Here is a 17,109-nt window from a genome sequence, read left to right as displayed (position 1 = left end):
ACACTCGGGCCATGGAGCACGTCGCGCTGCTGCGCGGGATCAACGTCGGCACGGCCAAGCGTCTCGCGATGGCCGATCTGCGCGGGGTGGCCGCCCGGGTGGGCTTCGGCGACCCCGCCACGGTGCTGAACAGCGGCAACCTCGTCTTCTCGGCCGACGAACCCCTCGACGCCGCGGCGACGGCCGCCCTGCGCGCGGCCATCGCGGCGGACACGGGCGTCGACGCCGATCTCGTCGTCGTGACGGCCGACGACCTCCGGTCGATCGCCGACGCGAACCCGCTGCGTCGCGACGGGCGACCGGCCAAGCTGCTGTCGGTCGCGTTCGCCCAGGACGCGCTCGACCCCGCGAGCGACCGCCCCGACGCCGAGACGCTCGCGCCCGAGGAGCTCGTCGTCGCCCCCCGAGCGGTCTACCAGTGGCTGCCGGACGGGGTGCTCGCGTCTCGGGTGCCCGCCGCATGGTGGAGGTCGCTCGACTCGACGGTGACGGCCCGCAACGACGCCACGGTGCAGAAGATCGTGGCGCTCCTCGACGCGCGGCGCAACCCCTGATCCCACCCCTCGTGCTGACCGGCCCGCGACACTACGATCGGTGCCGTGACGCCACCTGCCGCCGAATCGACCGAGCCCGCGCTCTCCGCGGCGCCGTCGTTCGCGCCTCGGGCCTTCGGCATCGAGCCGGGGACGGTGCGTGACGGCTCCCGAGTAGGAGGCGCGGCCCCGGTGGTCTTCGACGGCGACTATCTCGCGGGCCGGCGCTACCTGCTCACGCTGGCGGCCGAAGACGTCACGTGGCCGATGGGGCTGGACTGCAGCGTCTTCCTCCGGTGCGGCTTCGACGTCTTCGGCGCGGACGCCGACTACCCCTCGATCGGGCTCGACGTCGTCCTCCACGAGCCGTCCCCCCGCGGCAGCTCGACGTCCGGGCGCCTCGACGACCTCGCGGAGGGCGCCCTCGTCGCGGTGGCCGACGACCGCGACGGCCCCTGCCCCCGACCCTTCATCCGACTCGGCGGCGTGCCCGACCTCGTGCAGCAGCAGCCGCTCGACGCCCTCGCGGTCACCCGGGACGGGCTCGTCTTCGTCTTCGAGATCGACGACGACGGGTACCCGGACGGCTTCGTCACTGGGGGCCCGCCGTTCGACTACGGTGCCGTGTACTTCTTCGCCCGGTTGGACGACGAGGGCTCCGTCGCGAGCATCGCACCGGGGCTCGTGCAGTTCTGACGACGCCGCGGGCGGTGCGGGCGCGCGCGGGCGCCGCGCGCGCCGGCGCCGCCCTCGCCGCCGCTCAGAGGGAGCGGGCCTGCGTCGAGAACGCGACCAGCGCCTCCTCGGCGGCCCGGTGTTCGAGCGTGGCGAGGACGCCGTAGCCGAAGGTCGGCTCGTCCGCGTGCTCGGCCATCTCGGCCACGGAGCGCACGAGGTCGACGGCGGCGCTCGCGTCCCGGTACTCACCCAGGACACTCTGCAGGTGCTTGGCCGAGCGGGCGGCCTTGGACTTCGACCCGTCGACGCGCGACCACGCCTCGGCGGCGTACCGGTAGCGCTTGGCCGCCTTGCGGGCCTCGTGCAGGAGATGCGTGGTCTCCTCGGCCGTCACCGTCTCGGCCTCCTGCCGACGGGACGGACGCGGCTCGTCGGCCCGGTCGGACACGAGGGCCTGGACGGCTCCGAGCGCGGCGTCGCGGCGGCCGACAGTGCGACGGCGCTCCTTCTTGAGCCTCGACGCGACGAAGTCGGCCGCCGACTCGTGCGCCCTGGCGCCGAGCGGGGCGACCGCCAGCGCGTCGAGGGCGTCGAGCACGTCGAAGTAGAGCCGCGACGACAGGGCACGGCGGACGTCGCTCGAGCGCTCCCGATAGACCTCGCGGAGGTGAGCATCGAGGCGACCACGCGTCTGGACGGAGACGAACCCGTCGGGGGCACCGGCCGCCGTGACGGCGAGTCGCGTCTGCGCCACCTCGGCGTCGCGAGCCGCCCCGGCGACGTGACCGATCTCGGCGAGACCCTCGACGACCTGACGCGACAGGTCGGCGTCGAGCACCCCGCTGTAGGTACGGAGGACCGAGCGCAGCCGACGCACGACCACCCGGAAGCGGTGGATCGAATCAGGGTCGTCGTCACGGACACGCGGGTCGACGACAGCGAGCTCGGCCGTCAGGTCTGCCACAGCAGTCCGCACGAACCTCGCCGCGGACTTCTTCTTCGCCTTCGGCGGCACGATCTCGGGCGTCAGCGCGCCGCCCGCCGGCGTCGGCTGGCCGGCGCCGAGCCCCCGCGCGAGCTTCGACTTCGACTCGGACGGGGTCGCGCCGGCGCGCTCGAGCGCCGACCCGACGGCGGTGAGCACGGCCTCGCCCTGCGGGCCGTCGATGCCCGGTGCGAGCTCGACCTCCCATTCGCGCCAGGCGCGGAGTTGGGCGCTGTCGGGGTCGCCCGCCGTGACCACGTCGTCGGCGATCTCGGCCAGCGCCGTGTCGTCGAAGGCCAGCAGCCGCGACGTCGTCCGGCTGGTCTCGAGGACGAGCACGGGGTGCAGGGGGCGGCCGCGCAGCACGAACTCGACCAGGCGGCGCAGCTCGGCGGGGACGGGCTCGGCCGAGTCGCCGCCGAGGGGCCAGTGCACCTCGCGGCGTCCGGCCGACGCTGCGGTCGGAGGGAGCTTCAGGTGCCAGCCCTCGTCGCCTCCGCCGGTGCGACGGCGCAGGGTGACCCGATTCGCGAGCAGGACGTGATCGGCCGTGTCGAAGTAGACGGCGTTGAGCAGCACGGCCCCTGCGGTCTCGACCCGATCGACGACGAGGGCGTCGCCGACGTCGGCACCGGTCAGATCGGGCACGGTGGCATCGGCCCCGACGTCGTACTTGCGCTCGATCTCGGTCTGCTCGGTTCGGCTCATCCCTCCTTTCTAGTCGGGTGCGCCTGGGGGTGTCTGGCCGGGCTGCACGACGTCGGGAACCCGGGCGAGACGACGGCTGTCGGCGTACAGTGCGACCATGAGCGACGTCGCCCCCAGTCTGGCCGGATGGATGGCGCGGCAGCGCTGGTATGCCTCGAAAGGCCACACCCCCAAGATCCGTGTCATCGGCTCCTTCGAGTCGGAGGTCGACGACGCGCTCGTCATGACCCTGCTCGTCATCGACGAGGGTGCACCCGTCCCCGTGCTGTACCAGGTGCCCGTCGTGGCCCGCACGTCGCCCCTCCCGGGCGGCGACGCGGCGTTCATCGGGTCGGCCGACGGCCACTACCTCTACGACGGGCCGCACGACCCGGCCTACGCCCGCCAGCTGCTGCGGTCGATGGCCGAGCGCGCCCACGTCGAGGGCTCCGACGTGACGGTCGACGGGCACTCGCTGCTCGACCCCGGTCGTGTCCGCCGCTCGCGCGTCCTGACCGGCGAGCAGTCGAACACCTCGATCATCTACGACGTCGTCGACGGCTCGACCGAGCACGTCATCGCGAAGGTCTTCCGGGTGCTGCACCACGGCGAGAACCCCGACGTGACGACGCAGGCGGCGCTCACCGAGGGCGGCTCGACCCGCGTGCCCCGGTCGTTCGGCTCCCTGACGGCGACCTGGACGGACCCGGGACGCGACGACGGCGTGGCCCTCGGGCACCTCGCGTTCTCGCAGGAGTTCCTGCCCGGGCTCGACGACGCCTGGCGGGTGGCCCTGCAGGCGGCGACCGCCGGGCAGGACTTCACGAAGGAGGCTTACGACCTGGGCGTCGCGACGGCCGAGGTGCACGCCACGTTGGCCGAGAACCTGCCCGTGGTCGACGCCGGGCCCGACGAGATCGAGGGCGCGCTCGTCAGCATGCGCCGCCGCATCGCGACGGCCTCGCGCGAGGTCCCGGAGATCGCCGAGCACGCCGACGCCATCCGCGCCGTCTACGACCTCGTCGCCGACCGCCCGTGGCCACGCCTCCAGCGCATCCACGGCGACCTCCACCTCGGCCAGGCGTTGTCCTCGCCGGTGCAGGGCTGGGTGCTGCTCGACTTCGAGGGCGAGCCCCTGCGGCCCATGCCCGAACGGTCGCGACCCGATCTGCCGCTGCGCGACGTCGCGGGGATGCTGCGCTCGTTCGACTACGTAGCAGGCTCGCTCGAGCACGACACCCCACGGACGTCGTCGCGCCCCATCGACGCCCACGGCTGGGCCCACGACGCCCGCCGCGCGTTCGTCGACGGCTACATCGCCTCGTCCGGCGTCGACATCCGAGCCGACCGCGCGCTGCTCGACGCGTTCGAGATCGACAAGGCCGTGTACGAGGCCATCTACGAGAGCCGCAACCGGCCCACCTGGGTGGGCATCCCCGTGGCCGCCGTCGCGCGGCTGGTCGCCCGCTCGGCACCGGGGGCCGGCGCGGCGGCGACGCAGGCCGACGCCGGGGCCTGACGCCGCGCCTCCTGGGCTCGCACCGCGCCTCCTCGGCTTCGTCCTCCGCGAGGAGGGAACCGAGGAGGCGCGACGCGGCGATCAGGGGCGGGGGACGTTCCGCAGGTTCGAGCGTGCCATCGCGACGGCCTCGCCCGCTCCGCCGTTCATGACGATCTTCGACATGGCGAGCGAGAAGCCCTTGACCTGGGCACCGGTGATGGTCGGCGGCAGCGACAGGGCCTTGGGGTCGGTCGCGATGTCGATCAGGGCCGGCCCGTCGTGCTCGAAGGCCGCCTCGAACGCGGCCCGGACGTCGCGCGGCTGCTCGACGTGCACGGCGTGGATGCCGATCGCCCGGGCCACGGCGGCGTAGTCGACGTAGGGAACGTCGACGCCGAAGTCGGGGAACCCGTCGACGAGCATCTCGAGCTTGACGAGCCCCAGGGTCGAGTTGTTGAACACGACGATCTTGACCGGCAGCTCGTACATCTTCGCCGTGATCAACTCGCCCATCAGCATCGAGAGCCCGCCGTCGCCCGAGATCGACACCACCTGGCGCCCCGGGTACGCCATCTGCGCGCCGAGGGCGTGCGGCAGGGCGTTCGCCATCGAGCCGTGCAGGTACGAGCCGAAGATCCGACGCCGAGGCGTGGGGGTGATGTAGCGCGCGGCCCAGACGTTGCCCATGCCCGTGTCGGCCGTGAAGATCGCGTTGTCGTCGGCCATCTCGTCGAGGATCGACGCCGCGTACTCGGGGTGGATCGGCGTCATCTTCTCGACGTTCTTCGTGTACGCGCCGACCGCGCCCGTCATCAGCTTCTCGTGCTTCTTGAGCGTCTTGTCGAGGAACCGGCGGTCCTTCTTCGGTGTCAGCAGCGGCATCAAGGCGCGGATCGTCGGCGCGATCGCCCCGTGCACCGGCACCTGGACATCGGCACGGCGTCCGATCACCGAGGCGTCGACGTCGACCTGCGCGATCACCACCTTGCCGCCGTCGGGGAGGAACTGCGGGTACGGGAAGTCGGTGCCGAGCAGCACGAGCATGTCGGCGTCGTGGATGCCCGCGTGCGCCGCACCGTAGCCGAGCAGACCCGTCATGCCGACGTCGAACGGGTTGTCGTACTGGATCACGTCCTTGCCGCGCAGGCTGTGCCCGATGGGGGCCTTGAGCAGCTCGGCGAGCTCGATGATCTCGTCATGCGAGCCGCGGGCGCCCTCGCCGACGAAGAACGCCACGGTCTTGGCCTCGTTCAGCGCGTCGGCCAGTGCCTGGACGTCGGCGGCCGCCGGTACGAGCTCGGGCTCGCGCGTCGTGATGTAGGTCGGCACGCGCCCGGCGGCGGGGAACTCGGCGATGTCACCGGGCAGCGTGATGACGCTCACGCCGTCCCCGGCCAGCGTGTGCCGGATCGCGGATGCGACGACCGACGGCGCCTGCTCCGCCGTCGAGATCATCTCGGAGTAGCCCGAACACTCGACGAAGAGACGGTCGGGGTGGGTCTCCTGGAAGTAGTCCGAGCCGATCATCGCGCTCGGGATGTGGCTGGCGATGGCGAGGACCTTGGCCCTGCTGCGGTTCGCGTCGTAGAGGCCGTTGATCAGGTGCAGGTTGCCGGGGCCGCACGATCCGGCGCAGACCGCGAGCTCACCGCTCATCTGGGCGTCGCCCGAGGCCATGAACGCGGCCGCCTCCTCGTTGCGGACGTGGATCCAGTCGATGCCGCCCTTGGCCGAGCCGCCCGTGCGACGCACCGCGTCGACGATCGGGTTGAGGCTGTCGCCGACGATGCCGTAGATCCGGCGGACACCCGCCGTGACGAGTTGGGCGATGAGTTGGTCGGCGACCGTTTCTGCCATGGGTCCATGCCTTTCGCTGGAGAGTTCTGTGCTCCCACTCAACTCCCCCGGGCTTAACCTGTCGTCATGACCGACACCGCCACCGCCTCGTACGTCCCCGCCGCCGGCACGATCACGATGTTCAGCACGTCGTGGTGCGGCTACTGCGCCCGCCTCAAGCAGCAGCTCTCGAAGGAGGGCATCGCGTTCACCGAGGTGAACATCGAGGAGGTACCGGGCACCGCCGAGCTCGTCGAGAGCGTCAACGGCGGCAATCAGACGGTGCCGACCGTGATCTTCCCGGACGGGTCGACCGCCACGAACCCGTCGCTGGCCGACGTGCGGTCGCGCCTGGGCTGAGCTGCGGGTCGCTGGTGCCGCCTCCGCCGCGTCGTGTCGCGTTCGCGTCATCGTGTCGTGTTCGGACGCGACACGACGTCGCGAACGCGACACGTCAGTCGAAAACCGAGGAGGCACGGTGACCGCGACCCTGGTGGCCTCCTGCGCTCTCGGGGTCGCCGAGTGCGATGACAGCGGTGGGGTCGGGCCGGGGTTCGCGGCCGGCTTCGGCGTCGTGCTCGCCGTCCTGGCGGTGGGACTCGTCGCCGCGATCGTGATCGCGGTGCTTCGGCGCCGCTGAGCGGCGGCCCGCCTCCGCGTCGTGTCGCGTTCGCGGCGTCGTGTCGTGTTCGGACACGACACGACGCCGCGAACGCAACAGGACAGTCGGCGGTATTACTGAGCCGGCGGGGCGAAGAACTCGATCTGGTTGCCGTCGGGGTCCTTGATCATGAGCGCGTGGCCGAAGTCGACGTCCTGCAGGTCGGATTCGATGCCGACCGATGCGGCGTGCTCCTGCCACGCGACGACGCCGTCGCGGTCGGCGACGGCGAGACCGATGTGGTCGAGGCCAGGCATCGTCGGGTCGAAGGCGTCGTCCCGACCGGCGTCGTACCCGGTCACCCCGAGGATCTGCCCGCGGCCCACCGAGAAGAGGTGACGGTCGAGGCCGTCGAGTTGGATGCGCCCGACCGGCCCGGCGCCGAGCAGCCTCTCGTAGAACGCGAGACTCCGGTCGAGGTCGCTGACGGTGATGGCGACGTGGGCGTAGCCGGCGAGTTCGGGCATGGTGTTCTCCTTCAGGTCGGTCTCCACCGAACTCCCCCACGCTGACCGACGGCCGTGACGACTGAGGGCTCCTCCACAGGGCGTCGCACACCAGCCTTCTCCACCGAGAGTCACGAACGCCGAATGAGCCCCTCGAGGGCCCGACCATTCTGGGGTCGTGACTCTCACTCTCGACGCACCCCGTGCCTCCTTGGATCTGCTCGTCTGGCCCCGCCAGGGCGATGCCGCCGCCTCCCGGGCGTGCGCACACGGTGAGCTGGTGCGCGTGGCGACGGGCCGGTACGTGGCGGCGCCGATCTGGGCGGCGCTCGACGCCGCCGAGCGCCACGTCCTGCGCACCATGGCCGAACTGACCCGGACGAGTCGGGCGCTCGTCGTGTCGCACCGCTCGGCGGCCGTCTTCTGGCGGATGCCGAGCGAGGTCAGCCGGCCGACACGCGTCGAGACGACCGACCCGGAGTCGACCTGGGCGCAGTCGACTCCGTCATTGATAGCCCGGGCGGGGCCGCTTCTCGACAGCGAGATCGTCGATCTGCGGGGGCTCCGCGTGACGTCGGCCCTGCGCACCGCCGTGGACGTCGCGCTCGTCTCGTCGTTCGGCGTCGGCGTGGTCGTCTTCGACAGTTGTCTCCAGCGGCGCCTGTTCAGCCGGGCCGAACTCCTCGACGAGGTCGCGCGGCGCGCAGGAGCACGGGGGTTCGCCTCGACGCTGCGTGCCGCCCACTTCTCGTCCGAGCTCGCCGAGTCGGCGGGAGAGTCGTGGGGCCGAGTGGCGATCCACGAGCTGGGGTTCCCCGAGCCGGTGCTGCAGTGGCCGGTCACCGACGCGGACGGATTCGCGGGGAGGTCCGACTTCGCCTGGCTGGACGAGGCGTCGGGTGATCTGCTCGGTGAGACGGACGGCCTGGTGAAGTATCTCGACGCCCAGGTGAGGGCAGGGTTGTCGGCGGAGGACGTGGTCGTCCGCGAGAAGCTCCGCGAGGACCGGCTGCGGGCCGCGCCCGGGGTGCGTGGTCTCGTCCGATGGACGAAAGACGATGTCGTGCACCCGCACCGGTTGGTCGCGAAGTTGGAGACGGCCGGGCTCACCCGGAGCACACGGTGGCATTCGCCGCCGCGCGGGCTCCGGCTGGGGCGGTGAACGGCGTGAGCGCGCGCACCGTGTGGCGTTCACGTCGTCGTGTCGTGTTCGAAGACGACACGATGACGCGAACGCGACAGGACGCGGGTGCCGCGCGGGTAGCGGCAGCCGCCGCTGCCGCGTGGGGAGCGGCAGCCGCCGCGCCGCTGCCGCTGCGACGCGGCTCAGGCTCGCTCGAGCGCCTCCGTCAGCAGGGCCACCAGCGCGTCCAGCTGCACGTCGGTCGACGCCGCGATCTCGCTGTCGTCCCCGTCGAGGGCCCGGGCAGCGAGCCCGGCCTTGCTGTCGATCAGCTCGGCGATCTTGGTGTCGATGGTCTGGGCGGCGATGACGCGCCAGGCGGTCACCGGCTCCTCCTGACCGATGCGGTGCACGCGATCGATCGCCTGCGTCTGCTCGGCGTCGGTCCACGACAGCTCGGCCAGCACGACGTTCGACGCCACCTGCAGGTTGAGGCCGACACCCGCCGCGGTGAGCGAGCAGACGACGATCTCGACCTCGGGGTCGTTCACGAACGCGTCGATCTGACGCTGGCGCACGGCCGGCGTCTGGTCACCGCGGATGGACGAGTACTTGATGCCGCGCTTCGCGAACGTCTGCTCGGCCGTGTCCATGACGTCGATGTGCTTGGCGAAGAACACGACCTTGCCCACGTTGCGGGCGAGCTGCGCGGTGTAGTCGGCGGCGAGTCCGGCCTTCGCCTGACCGATGCGACGCACCATGCTGAAGACGTTCTCGCCCGTCTTCGACGACTTGCTGTCCTCCAGCTCCCAGCGCGCGACCTGGCGCACCAGGTCGTGGTCGATGCCGACCACCCGGACACCGGAGGTGCGGGTCGAGAGAGCGGTCCGGTACCGGTCGACGAGTCGGCGGGCCAGCTCGCGCTCCGCCTCGCGGATCGACCGTCCGACCTCGTCGTCCAGCTCGACGGGCAGATCGGCCACGCGACGGGCCGGGATGTCGGCGGCGACGTCGACCTTCTTGCGGCGGACTATGCCGAGGTCGATGACGATCTCGCGCGCCGACGAGAAGAACCCGGGGTCGGCGGGGGTCAGCCCCGCCTCTTCGAGGTGTTCCATCAACTCGGCGTTGGGCTTCTTGTCGCCGATCCAGCCGAGGAACTCCCAGATCGCGCGGAAATCTTCGATGTCGTTGATCAGCGGTGTCCCGGTCAGCGCCATGAGCAGCGGGTGAGCGGTGCGCGAGCGGATGCGCGACGACAGCTGCAGCACGTGCCGCGACCGCTGCGACTCCTTGTTCTTGATGAAGTGCGCCTCGTCGACGATCATGCCCTTGAAGCCGAGCTCGCCGAGCCAGCCGACGTGCCGGTCGAGCACCTCGTAGTTGACGATGACGACGTCGGCGAAGGCGTCGAGCTTCTCGCCGTCGCCGTGGATGACCGTCGCGGTGCGGGTCGGGGTCCAGAGCTGGACCTCGCGGGCCCAGTTGGTCTTGACGACGTTCGGCACGACGACGAGCAGGGGGTACGCGTTCGCCGCCTGGGCGGCGAGCAGCGATTGCGCCGTCTTGCCGAGACCGGGCTCGTCGGCGAGCAGGTACGTGCGGTGCCCCTGGCGGGCCGACTCGACGAGCTGGGCCTGGTGGCGCATGAGCGTCGCGCCCGCGGGAGCGTCCAGGGTGGTCGGCTCGGGCAGCGGCATGCAGGCGGACCCGCCGCCGGCTCCGTACTCGAACGACTTGAAGAGGGGGCCGAAGAGCTCCCAGTTCGCCAGGCGACGGGGGTGCGCCTCGCGCGCGACCTCGGCGAGGGCGAAATCGGGGGCCAGGAAGGGATTCGCCAGCTGCCGGGAGATCACCGACTGGGGCACGACCTGACGCTCGGAGCTGACCGGGGCGACCGGCGCCTCCGTCACGATCACGAGCTGCTCGGGAGCGAGCTCGAGACCGGCCGACATCTGCATGTCGCGCTTCAGCGCCTTGGCGGAGTCGGAGACGACCGCGTCCTCGCCCAGGAGCGTGATCAGCGACGTGTCGCGCGCGGCCGTCTTGGCCAGGATCTGCGCCACACCGTCGAGCCGCTTGAGCTGCTCGGCACGTTCGCCGTCCGAGATGGTCTTGTCGACCTTGACCCGGGCGCGCTCCTCGCGCATCAGCAGGGCGATGACCTGGAACTTGGTGCGGCTCGCGGGCTTGACGTGCCCCCGCTGGGCCGCGGCCTCCACCTCGCGGACAGCCCGGGCGAGCACCGGGATGAGACCGTCGTTGTCGATCTCGCGCCGTCTGTTCGGGCGCTGGGCGGTGCGGGTTCCACCCGATTGGCGTTGGCCTGGTCGAGCCAAGGCTCCTCCTCGAGGTCGTCGCAGTGGCGACGCCGGTGCTGTGTCGGAACGATGCGTGCCCGTCGGGACGACGTGCACGGCTGCCGGGTCGCCACGGACGACCTGGCCGACATCGCGGCGGTTCAGGTCTGCCGCGGTGTCCACGATTCAAAGGGTCGTCCGGCGATGGCCCGACCCCCGTTGCGCGGCAGCGGGCGTTGTGGCCGGCTGACGCACGCCCACCTGCGCGAACGAACGACGCGGGAGGTGGACCTGGGCACAGTTTACGCCCCTGCGCGGGCACGACGCCACCCGCGCCTCCCCGTGTCGGGCGGTGAGGCCGAGGAGGCGCGGGTCGGTACCCGACGGAGGCGCGCCCCGGTCAGCCGCGGCGCGTCATGTCGCGGGTCGACGGCCCTTCGAGGACGCGGCCGTCGGCGTCGAAACGCGACCCGTGCAGCGGGCAGTCCCACGAGCGCTCGGCGTCGTTCCACGTCACGATGCCGCCGAGGTGCGGGCAGACCGCCGAGAGGGAGCAGACCCGACCCTCGACGGTGGAGCGGGCCACGGGGACGAGGCCCCGGCTCAGGGCGACGACGCCGACACCTTCGGGGGGCGCGATGACCGCGTGTCGGCGGCTCAGGGCGCGGAGCCACCCCTTCGCGGCCCAGACCGCGGTCGCCGCGTTCGAGCCGACACCCGAGGCCATGGCGATGGGTGTGGTGGCGCGGTGATGGAGCGTGGTCATCCAGGGCTCGGGGTCGCCCATCACGTCCGAGACGATGGTCAGAGCGGCCTGGACGGCGTTGGTCATGCCCCACTTCTCGTAGCCCGTCGCCAGGTAGACGCGACCTCGACCGCGGGGCAGCCAGCCGACGAAGGGCACGTGGTGCGGCGTCGCGTAGTCCTGCGCGCTCCAGACGTGGGTGCGACGGGCGCCGGGCCAGTGCGACAGGGTCCAGTCGGTGAGGTCGTCGACCAGGGCCGACTCGGACTCGGCCCGCCCGACGCCGTGACCGTTGCCGACGGTCAGGAGGAGGTCGCCCCGGCTGCGGATCGATCGGGACGGGCCGTCGACGGAGAGGTACATGCCACCGGGCAGCTGACCCGCTCCCTCGAATGCCATCGCGTACGAGCGTTGCGGCGTGAGCTTCGCGAAGTAGAGACCTCGATCGAGGATGGGCGTACCCGTCGTGAGGTGGATGCGCCGACCCACGACGTCCCCGGACGCGGTGTGCGCGACGGCCGGGTTCGACGCCGAGACACCGGTGACCCGCACGCCCTCGACGACGACCCCGCCGAGCGCCCGGATGTCTGCCACGAGCGAGGCGACCACCTGCATCGGGTCGAACTGGGCCTGGTCGGGCAGCTTGAGGGCGCTGGTCGTTCCGAACGGGAGGTCGAGAGAGAACTCCTTGACGACCGGGAGACCGGCGCGGCGCGCGACCAGGTACTCGTCGTCGATGAGGGCGAGGCCCTTGCGCGTCGTCGAGTAGCTGAACGCGTCGCGACGCTCGACCGGCACGGCGGCCTCGTCGAGGTAGTCGATCATCCAGTCGAAGCCCGCACGGTTGCCGGCGACGTAGGCGTCGACGACCGCCTGGTACGTGTTCCTGCGGATGCGCTGCAGGTGTGCTCCCTGCAGCAGGCTGAGCTTCGCCGTCGTGTTGCCGGTGGCGCCCGCACCGACCGAGCGCGCCTCCAGGACCGCGACGCGGCGCCCGCGGCGCGCGAACAACAGGGCGGTGACGAGACCCGTCAACCCGGCTCCCACGACGACCTCGTCGAAGGGGGTCTCGGCGCCGAGCGCCGCGACGGCGTCGGTCGGGACAACGGGAGAGGTATCGAGCCAGAGCGACGTCATGCGGGCGACGCTAGACCTCCGAGCGCGGCGCAGCCTGATCGCGGCGCTCGGCCGCGGGCGGGCTCGCCGGGGGTCGCGGCCACAGGACTCCCCGCGCGGCCTCGATCAGCTGCACGGCCTTGCGGCGACCCGTCTCGGTGCCCAGCGAGGCCTGACCGCCCGCATGGGCGAGCAGTTGGGAAGCCACGCCGGGCGCGAGCCGATCACGCAGCTCGGGTGCGGCTCGCGCGGTCCAGGCGGTCGACATCTCGTCGGCGATCACCTCGCATGCCTGTGCCTCGGCTGCGTCGCCGTTGCCCCGATGCCACTGCGCGGTCACGACCAGGTGGGCGACGAGTGCCGCCGCGTCCCGCGCCGGGTGCCCCCAGCCTGCGGTGTCGATGTCGAGCAGGCCGGTCACGCGCCACGGCTCGGCAGGGTGCACGAACAGCTGCTCGAGATGGAGGTCGCCATGGATGACCCGGCGGGGGTCGCCACGCCACTCCGAACGGCGTGCATCGATCTCGGCGTAGAGCGCGTCGATGTCGGCCGCGCGATCGGGCAGCGCCGTGCGGAGCGTGCTGCGGTGCCAGGCGCCGTGGTCGAGGGCGTCGGACTGTGCCTCCTGCGCGACTCCGACGGCCGACATCAGTTCTCCCAACCGCACGACGTCGGTGACGAAGCGCGTGTCGTGCGCCAGCTCGCGCACCTTGGTGCCGGCCGGGACGCCGGGGACGCGCTCGAGGACGAGCAGTCCGTCGGCCCGGGACGCGACGACGGCCGGGACGGGCAGACGCGCCGATCGGAACGCCTCGTGCAGGCTCGAGATGGGCCCCACCCGGTCGGGCCGGACGACCTTGACGAACAGGGTGGTCTCGGCCGCGTCCACTCGGATGACGGCGCGCTTGCCGGGCCGATAGGCGGCGACGCTCAGATCGGGCGAGGTCACGGTGATGCCGAGGGCGGCGAGCGCCGGCACGACGCGATCGGGGTAGGTCACGTCGGCGAGCGCGGGGAGCATCGGATCGGACGGATACGCCCAGACCGAGACCGGCTGGCCCGTCGACGGGTCGACCGTCACGACGCTGGCGCCGTCGGCGGCGTCGACCGCTCCCGTGTCGATGAAGGTGAGCACGGTGGCCGCGACGCCGAGCGCGTCGACGGTGTCGACCTCGTAGCCGTAGAGGAACCCGGTGCCGGACGGTTCCACGGAGTGTGGACGGAACGCGACAACCGTCACGCCCGAGCCGGCGAACGCCGTCGGGAGCACCTCTGCCGAATTGGGCCACACGTGACAAGTGATACCCGCTCACAGCCGTGGCGACCGACCGACGCGGCCGTGGTGACCCGATCGTGACCGAAATCCGTCCCGTCGCGGTCGCTACGCTGAGGGCGTGAAACCGCTCGGACGTCTGCAGGAGTCGACGCTCGGGCGCCTGCAGCAGTCGACCAGGACGCCCTTCCTCCAGGTCGTGAAGACGTCGGCGGCAGTGATCGCCGCCTGGTTCGCCTCGGTCGCCCTGCTGCATCAGCCGTTGCCGATCTTCGCGGCCATCGCGGCTCTGCTCGTCGTCCTGCCGAGCGTGAACCAGTCGTTCGTCCGCGGTCTCGAGCGCAGCGTCGGGGTCATCGCCGGTGTGCTGCTCGCCTATGGCGCGGGGTTGCTGTTCGGCGGCGCCACCTGGATCGTGCTGGCGATCGTCGTGGTGAGCCTCGTCGTGTCCTGGGCGCTGCGGCTCACGCCGAGCTCGGCGAACCAGGTGCCGATCTCGGCCATGCTCGTGCTGTCCATCGGCGCCGAGACGCCGCACTACGCCGTCGACCGCATCATCGAGACGATGATCGGCGCCGCCATCGCCCTGGCCGTCAACGCCCTGATCGTTCCGCCCGTGCTGCTCGCGCCTGCCCACCTCGCGGTCGGACGCCTGGCCCGCGACGTCGCGGCCGTGCTGGACGAGACCTCGACGGTGCTGGCCGAGCCGGTGGGCGCCGACCGTCTCGGTGGGCTGCTCGATCGTGCCCGCGCCCTCCGCGGCGTGCAGGCGAAGTCGCTCGCCGCGGTCACGGCCGGCGGGGAGAGCCTCATGCTCAACCCGCGCGGCAGTCGCAACCGGCGCATCCTCGAGGCGGACCGCGCGTTGCACGACACGATGACCGTCGTCATGAACCGGGTCATCGGCATGGTCCGGTCCGTGCACGACAACTACGACCGGGAGCTCGTCGACGACCCCGTCGTGCACGACATCTCGGTCGAGCTCGGCCGGGCCGCCCACGACGTCCGGCTCCTGGCCCGCGCCACGGAGGACGACAGGCCCGACGACCTCCGGCCGACCGGCCCGTGGTCGCGGCGTCGCGGCTCGACCACCGCCGGCACGGACACGGACGACGGTCCCGACGAGCGTCCCGCCCTCACGGCACCCGTCATCGTGCTGCGACCCGACCCCGAGCACTGGGTGCTCGTCGGCTCGCTGCTCGAGGACCTCCGTCGGGTGCGCGCCGAGATCATCGGCGAGTAGCATCCGCCCATGCGTCGATCACACGCGTCCGGCGACGGCGGCAGGACGGTCCGTCGCCGCACGACGCCCTCCGCCGCCTCCGTCGAGGCGGTCGACTCCCCCGACGAGACATACGCGCCCTACGGGCTCGAGACCCGTCCGGAGGCGCTGGGCCTGACCACGCGCACCATCGAGACCAGCGAGGGCCGGGTGGTCGTGCGGCACGCGCCTCTCGGCGGGGCGCGCCGTGCGACCATCCTCCTGCACGGGGCCGCCGGGTCCTGGACGACGTGGACGCCCCTCCTCCGTTCCGCCGACGAGGCCGGCACCGACCTCGCGCGGCCGGTGCTGATCGACCTACCGGGCTGGGGCGACTCCCCCACCCCGCCGACGCCCCTCGACGTCGACCGGGCGGCCGAGGTGGTCGTCGAGGTCGCGGAGCAGCTCGGCGCACTCGAGTTCGACCTGGTCGGCCACTCGCTCGGCGGCTTCGTCGCACTGCACCTGGCCGCGACCCGGCCCGAACTCGTCACGAGCGTGTCACTCGTCTCGGGCACGACGTTCTCGGCCATCGACGCGGTGACGCATCCCTGGCGGGGTCTGGTGCGCCTCCCGGCGTTCACGCTGCTGCGCGCCGGGTTCGCCGCGCTGCCGACGACCGCCGTCTCGATCGCGCGCGCGGCGACGCGTCTCGGTGCCGTGCGCGTCCTCGCGGCGCCGATCTTCCGCCACGTCGGGCGGATCGATCCGTCCGTCCTGGCCGTGTTCGCCGACGAGCTCCGTCCGCGCGAGTTCTCGGCGGCGGCGCTCGCGGGAGCCACTTACGCCACGTCGCGGTGGCGCGCCATCTCGTGCGACGTGAACGCCGTGTCGGGGGCGGACGACGTGTTCGCCCGACCCGACGACCTCGACCGGTTGAGCCGGGTCATCCCGCACACCCGGGTGACGCTGCTGGCCGACTGCGGGCACTTCGCGCACATCGAGCGGCCGTTCGAGACTCTGCGGGCGCTCGGCTACTCCGCCTGAGGCGTGCCGTCACGGCGTCCCGCCGTCGTGCAGTCGCGCCGTCCCGCCGTCGTGCAGTCCCGCCGTCGTGTCGCGTTCGCGGCATCGTGTGCCGTCCGTACCGCACACGACGCCACGAACGCGACACGACGCGGCGCGACGCGACACGACGCGGCGCGACGCGACCCGACGCGGCCGGTTCAGCCCGCGAGCGACGCCCGCCGCGCCTCCGCCGCCCCGGGCCCGCCCTCGACGGCGGCGATCGCGATCTCGATGCAGGTCGCATCCCCCAGCGGCCGGAAGTGCCCGTCGACCGGCAGCTCGACGTTCGTCGCGCCCGGCAACACGCTGCCCTCGGTGACGTGCAGGTCGTAGCCCGAGAACAGCGACGTGATCGACGAGTTGATCTCGAGGTTCGCGGCGAGCGCCGTCAGGGCGGCGTCGCGCGGCGAGAACACCCGGAGGGTCCTGGTCGGCATGAGCAGAGCCCACCGTGAGCCCGAGAACGGGCTGTTGATCGCCACCATCCGCTCGATCCGGTGATCGACGTCGGTCGACGTCATCATCGTCTTGCCGATGAGACCGCCCTTGCTGTGCGCGAGCACGATCACGTCGGTGAGGCGGTTCCGGTCGAGGATCGCCTGGGCGAGCTGGGCGGTCGCGGCGATCGGGCGACGGTTCCGCCCGAGCCCCGGGACGACGACGACGGGATGCCCGGCCTCGTTCAGCCGGTCGGCGATCGGCTTCAGGAACTGCCAGGTCTCGTAGACGCCGGGCAGCACGAGCACCGGTGCCCGGTCGCCCTGCCGGTAGCGCCGCGGCAACGCGCGCCGAGACCCGGTCAGCAGATTCGTGCGCCAGACATACGCGTAGTCGCGGACGAGGATGCCGACGAGACGGGGCAGCGGGGGGCGGCGGCGTCGAGGGTCAGGCCTCGTCGAGCCGTCGGTCGGGGACGGAGGTGTCACGCGGCGAGCCCGGAAGTCATGGCCTGGATC

General features: G+C 72.1%; 15 protein-coding genes. 8 read left to right on the top strand and 7 right to left on the bottom strand.

The features are described 5' to 3' along the window. Positions 1-11: 11 nt before the first annotated feature. Both ACPEEZ_RS05505 and ACPEEZ_RS05500 read left to right on the top strand, forming a co-directional pair. Positions 12-554 (top strand): DUF1697 domain-containing protein, encoded by a 543-nt coding sequence (locus ACPEEZ_RS05505; protein WP_423923601.1) that lies wholly within the window; start codon positions 12-14, stop codon positions 552-554. A gap of 45 nt (positions 555-599) precedes the next feature. After that, the gene (locus ACPEEZ_RS05500) at positions 600-1,229 is read left to right on the top strand and encodes a hypothetical protein (protein WP_423923599.1); all 630 of its coding nucleotides are present in this window, start codon (positions 600-602) and stop codon (positions 1,227-1,229) included. 64 nt (positions 1,230-1,293) lie between these two features. Here the strand turns inward: ACPEEZ_RS05500 and ACPEEZ_RS05495 are convergent, their stop codons facing one another. Further along, entirely contained in the window at positions 1,294-2,904 is a 1,611-nt protein-coding gene (locus ACPEEZ_RS05495) for a CHAD domain-containing protein (RefSeq protein WP_423923597.1), read from the bottom strand. A gap of 97 nt (positions 2,905-3,001) precedes the next feature. Here ACPEEZ_RS05495 and ACPEEZ_RS05490 point away from each other — a divergent pair, with 97 nt between their 5' ends. Continuing rightward, positions 3,002-4,402: a maltokinase N-terminal cap-like domain-containing protein gene (locus tag ACPEEZ_RS05490; protein WP_423923595.1), complete on the top strand. Its 1,401-nt coding sequence runs from the start codon at positions 3,002-3,004 to the stop codon at positions 4,400-4,402. A gap of 81 nt (positions 4,403-4,483) precedes the next feature. Here the strand turns inward: ACPEEZ_RS05490 and ACPEEZ_RS05485 are convergent, their stop codons facing one another. Then, positions 4,484-6,241 (bottom strand): pyruvate dehydrogenase, encoded by a 1,758-nt coding sequence (locus tag ACPEEZ_RS05485; protein WP_423923593.1) that lies wholly within the window; start codon positions 6,239-6,241, stop codon positions 4,484-4,486. 66 nt (positions 6,242-6,307) lie between these two features. Here ACPEEZ_RS05485 and ACPEEZ_RS05480 point away from each other — a divergent pair, with 66 nt between their 5' ends. After that, complete coding sequence (locus ACPEEZ_RS05480; protein WP_423923591.1) at positions 6,308-6,580, top strand: mycoredoxin; 273 nt, start codon at positions 6,308-6,310, stop codon at positions 6,578-6,580. 118 nt (positions 6,581-6,698) lie between these two features. Further along, positions 6,699-6,860 (top strand): hypothetical protein, encoded by a 162-nt coding sequence (locus ACPEEZ_RS05475; RefSeq protein ID WP_423923589.1) that lies wholly within the window; start codon positions 6,699-6,701, stop codon positions 6,858-6,860. Positions 6,861-6,955: 95 nt separating this feature from the next. Here the strand turns inward: ACPEEZ_RS05475 and ACPEEZ_RS05470 are convergent, their stop codons facing one another. Then, positions 6,956-7,348 (bottom strand): VOC family protein, encoded by a 393-nt coding sequence (locus ACPEEZ_RS05470; protein WP_423923587.1) that lies wholly within the window; start codon positions 7,346-7,348, stop codon positions 6,956-6,958. 157 nt (positions 7,349-7,505) lie between these two features. Here ACPEEZ_RS05470 and ACPEEZ_RS05465 point away from each other — a divergent pair, with 157 nt between their 5' ends. After that, positions 7,506-8,489, top strand: a complete 984-nt coding sequence (locus ACPEEZ_RS05465) for a hypothetical protein (protein WP_423923585.1) — start codon at positions 7,506-7,508, stop codon at positions 8,487-8,489. Between the two features lie 164 nt (positions 8,490-8,653). On the opposite strand, the gene ACPEEZ_RS05460 is transcribed toward ACPEEZ_RS05465, so the two are convergent. From ACPEEZ_RS05460 to ACPEEZ_RS05450, 3 genes are all read right to left on the bottom strand, one after another. Further along, positions 8,654-10,789: a DEAD/DEAH box helicase gene (locus ACPEEZ_RS05460; protein WP_423924182.1), complete on the bottom strand. Its 2,136-nt coding sequence runs from the start codon at positions 10,787-10,789 to the stop codon at positions 8,654-8,656. A 361-nt stretch (positions 10,790-11,150) separates the two neighbouring features. Next, positions 11,151-12,632 carry an FAD-dependent oxidoreductase gene (locus tag ACPEEZ_RS05455; protein ID WP_423923583.1) on the bottom strand — a complete coding sequence of 494 codons (1,482 nt, stop codon included), beginning with the start codon at positions 12,630-12,632 and terminating at the stop codon, positions 11,151-11,153. A 10-nt stretch (positions 12,633-12,642) separates the two neighbouring features. Beyond that, positions 12,643-13,821 carry a phosphotransferase family protein gene (locus ACPEEZ_RS05450; RefSeq protein ID WP_423923581.1) on the bottom strand — a complete coding sequence of 393 codons (1,179 nt, stop codon included), beginning with the start codon at positions 13,819-13,821 and terminating at the stop codon, positions 12,643-12,645. 184 nt (positions 13,822-14,005) lie between these two features. On the opposite strand from ACPEEZ_RS05450, the gene ACPEEZ_RS05445 reads away from it, so the two are divergent. Further along, on the top strand, positions 14,006-15,127 hold the full coding sequence (locus ACPEEZ_RS05445; RefSeq protein WP_423923579.1) for an FUSC family protein: 1,122 nt from the start codon (positions 14,006-14,008) through the stop codon (positions 15,125-15,127). Between the two features lie 9 nt (positions 15,128-15,136). Then, positions 15,137-16,132, top strand: coding sequence for an alpha/beta fold hydrolase (locus tag ACPEEZ_RS05440; RefSeq protein ID WP_423923577.1), 996 nt, complete (start codon positions 15,137-15,139; stop codon positions 16,130-16,132). A gap of 179 nt (positions 16,133-16,311) precedes the next feature. On the opposite strand, the gene ACPEEZ_RS05435 is transcribed toward ACPEEZ_RS05440, so the two are convergent. Next, positions 16,312-17,079, bottom strand: a complete 768-nt coding sequence (locus ACPEEZ_RS05435) for an esterase/lipase family protein (RefSeq protein ID WP_423923575.1) — start codon at positions 17,077-17,079, stop codon at positions 16,312-16,314. Positions 17,080-17,109: the final 30 nt, after the last annotated feature.

It is taken from the genome of Frigoribacterium sp. 2-23, assembly GCF_049601585.1.
Lineage (GTDB): Bacteria > Actinomycetota > Actinomycetes > Actinomycetales > Microbacteriaceae > Frigoribacterium.
The sequence above is the reverse complement of the archived record's forward strand: the minus strand, read 5'-3'. Positions and strand labels throughout refer to the sequence as shown.

Coding starts and splice junctions, on each gene's coding strand:
- ACPEEZ_RS05505 (WP_423923601.1), top strand. CDS start 12: ATGGAGCACGTCGCGCTGCTGCGCGGGATCAACGTCGGCACGGCCAAG.
- ACPEEZ_RS05495 (WP_423923597.1), bottom strand. CDS start 2,904: ATGAGCCGAACCGAGCAGACCGAGATCGAGCGCAAGTACGACGTCGGG.
- ACPEEZ_RS05490 (WP_423923595.1), top strand. CDS start 3,002: ATGAGCGACGTCGCCCCCAGTCTGGCCGGATGGATGGCGCGGCAGCGC.
- ACPEEZ_RS05485 (WP_423923593.1), bottom strand. CDS start 6,241: ATGGCAGAAACGGTCGCCGACCAACTCATCGCCCAACTCGTCACGGCG.
- ACPEEZ_RS05480 (WP_423923591.1), top strand. CDS start 6,308: ATGACCGACACCGCCACCGCCTCGTACGTCCCCGCCGCCGGCACGATC.
- ACPEEZ_RS05470 (WP_423923587.1), bottom strand. CDS start 7,348: ATGCCCGAACTCGCCGGCTACGCCCACGTCGCCATCACCGTCAGCGAC.
- ACPEEZ_RS05455 (WP_423923583.1), bottom strand. CDS start 12,632: ATGACGTCGCTCTGGCTCGATACCTCTCCCGTTGTCCCGACCGACGCC.
- ACPEEZ_RS05440 (WP_423923577.1), top strand. CDS start 15,137: ATGCGTCGATCACACGCGTCCGGCGACGGCGGCAGGACGGTCCGTCGC.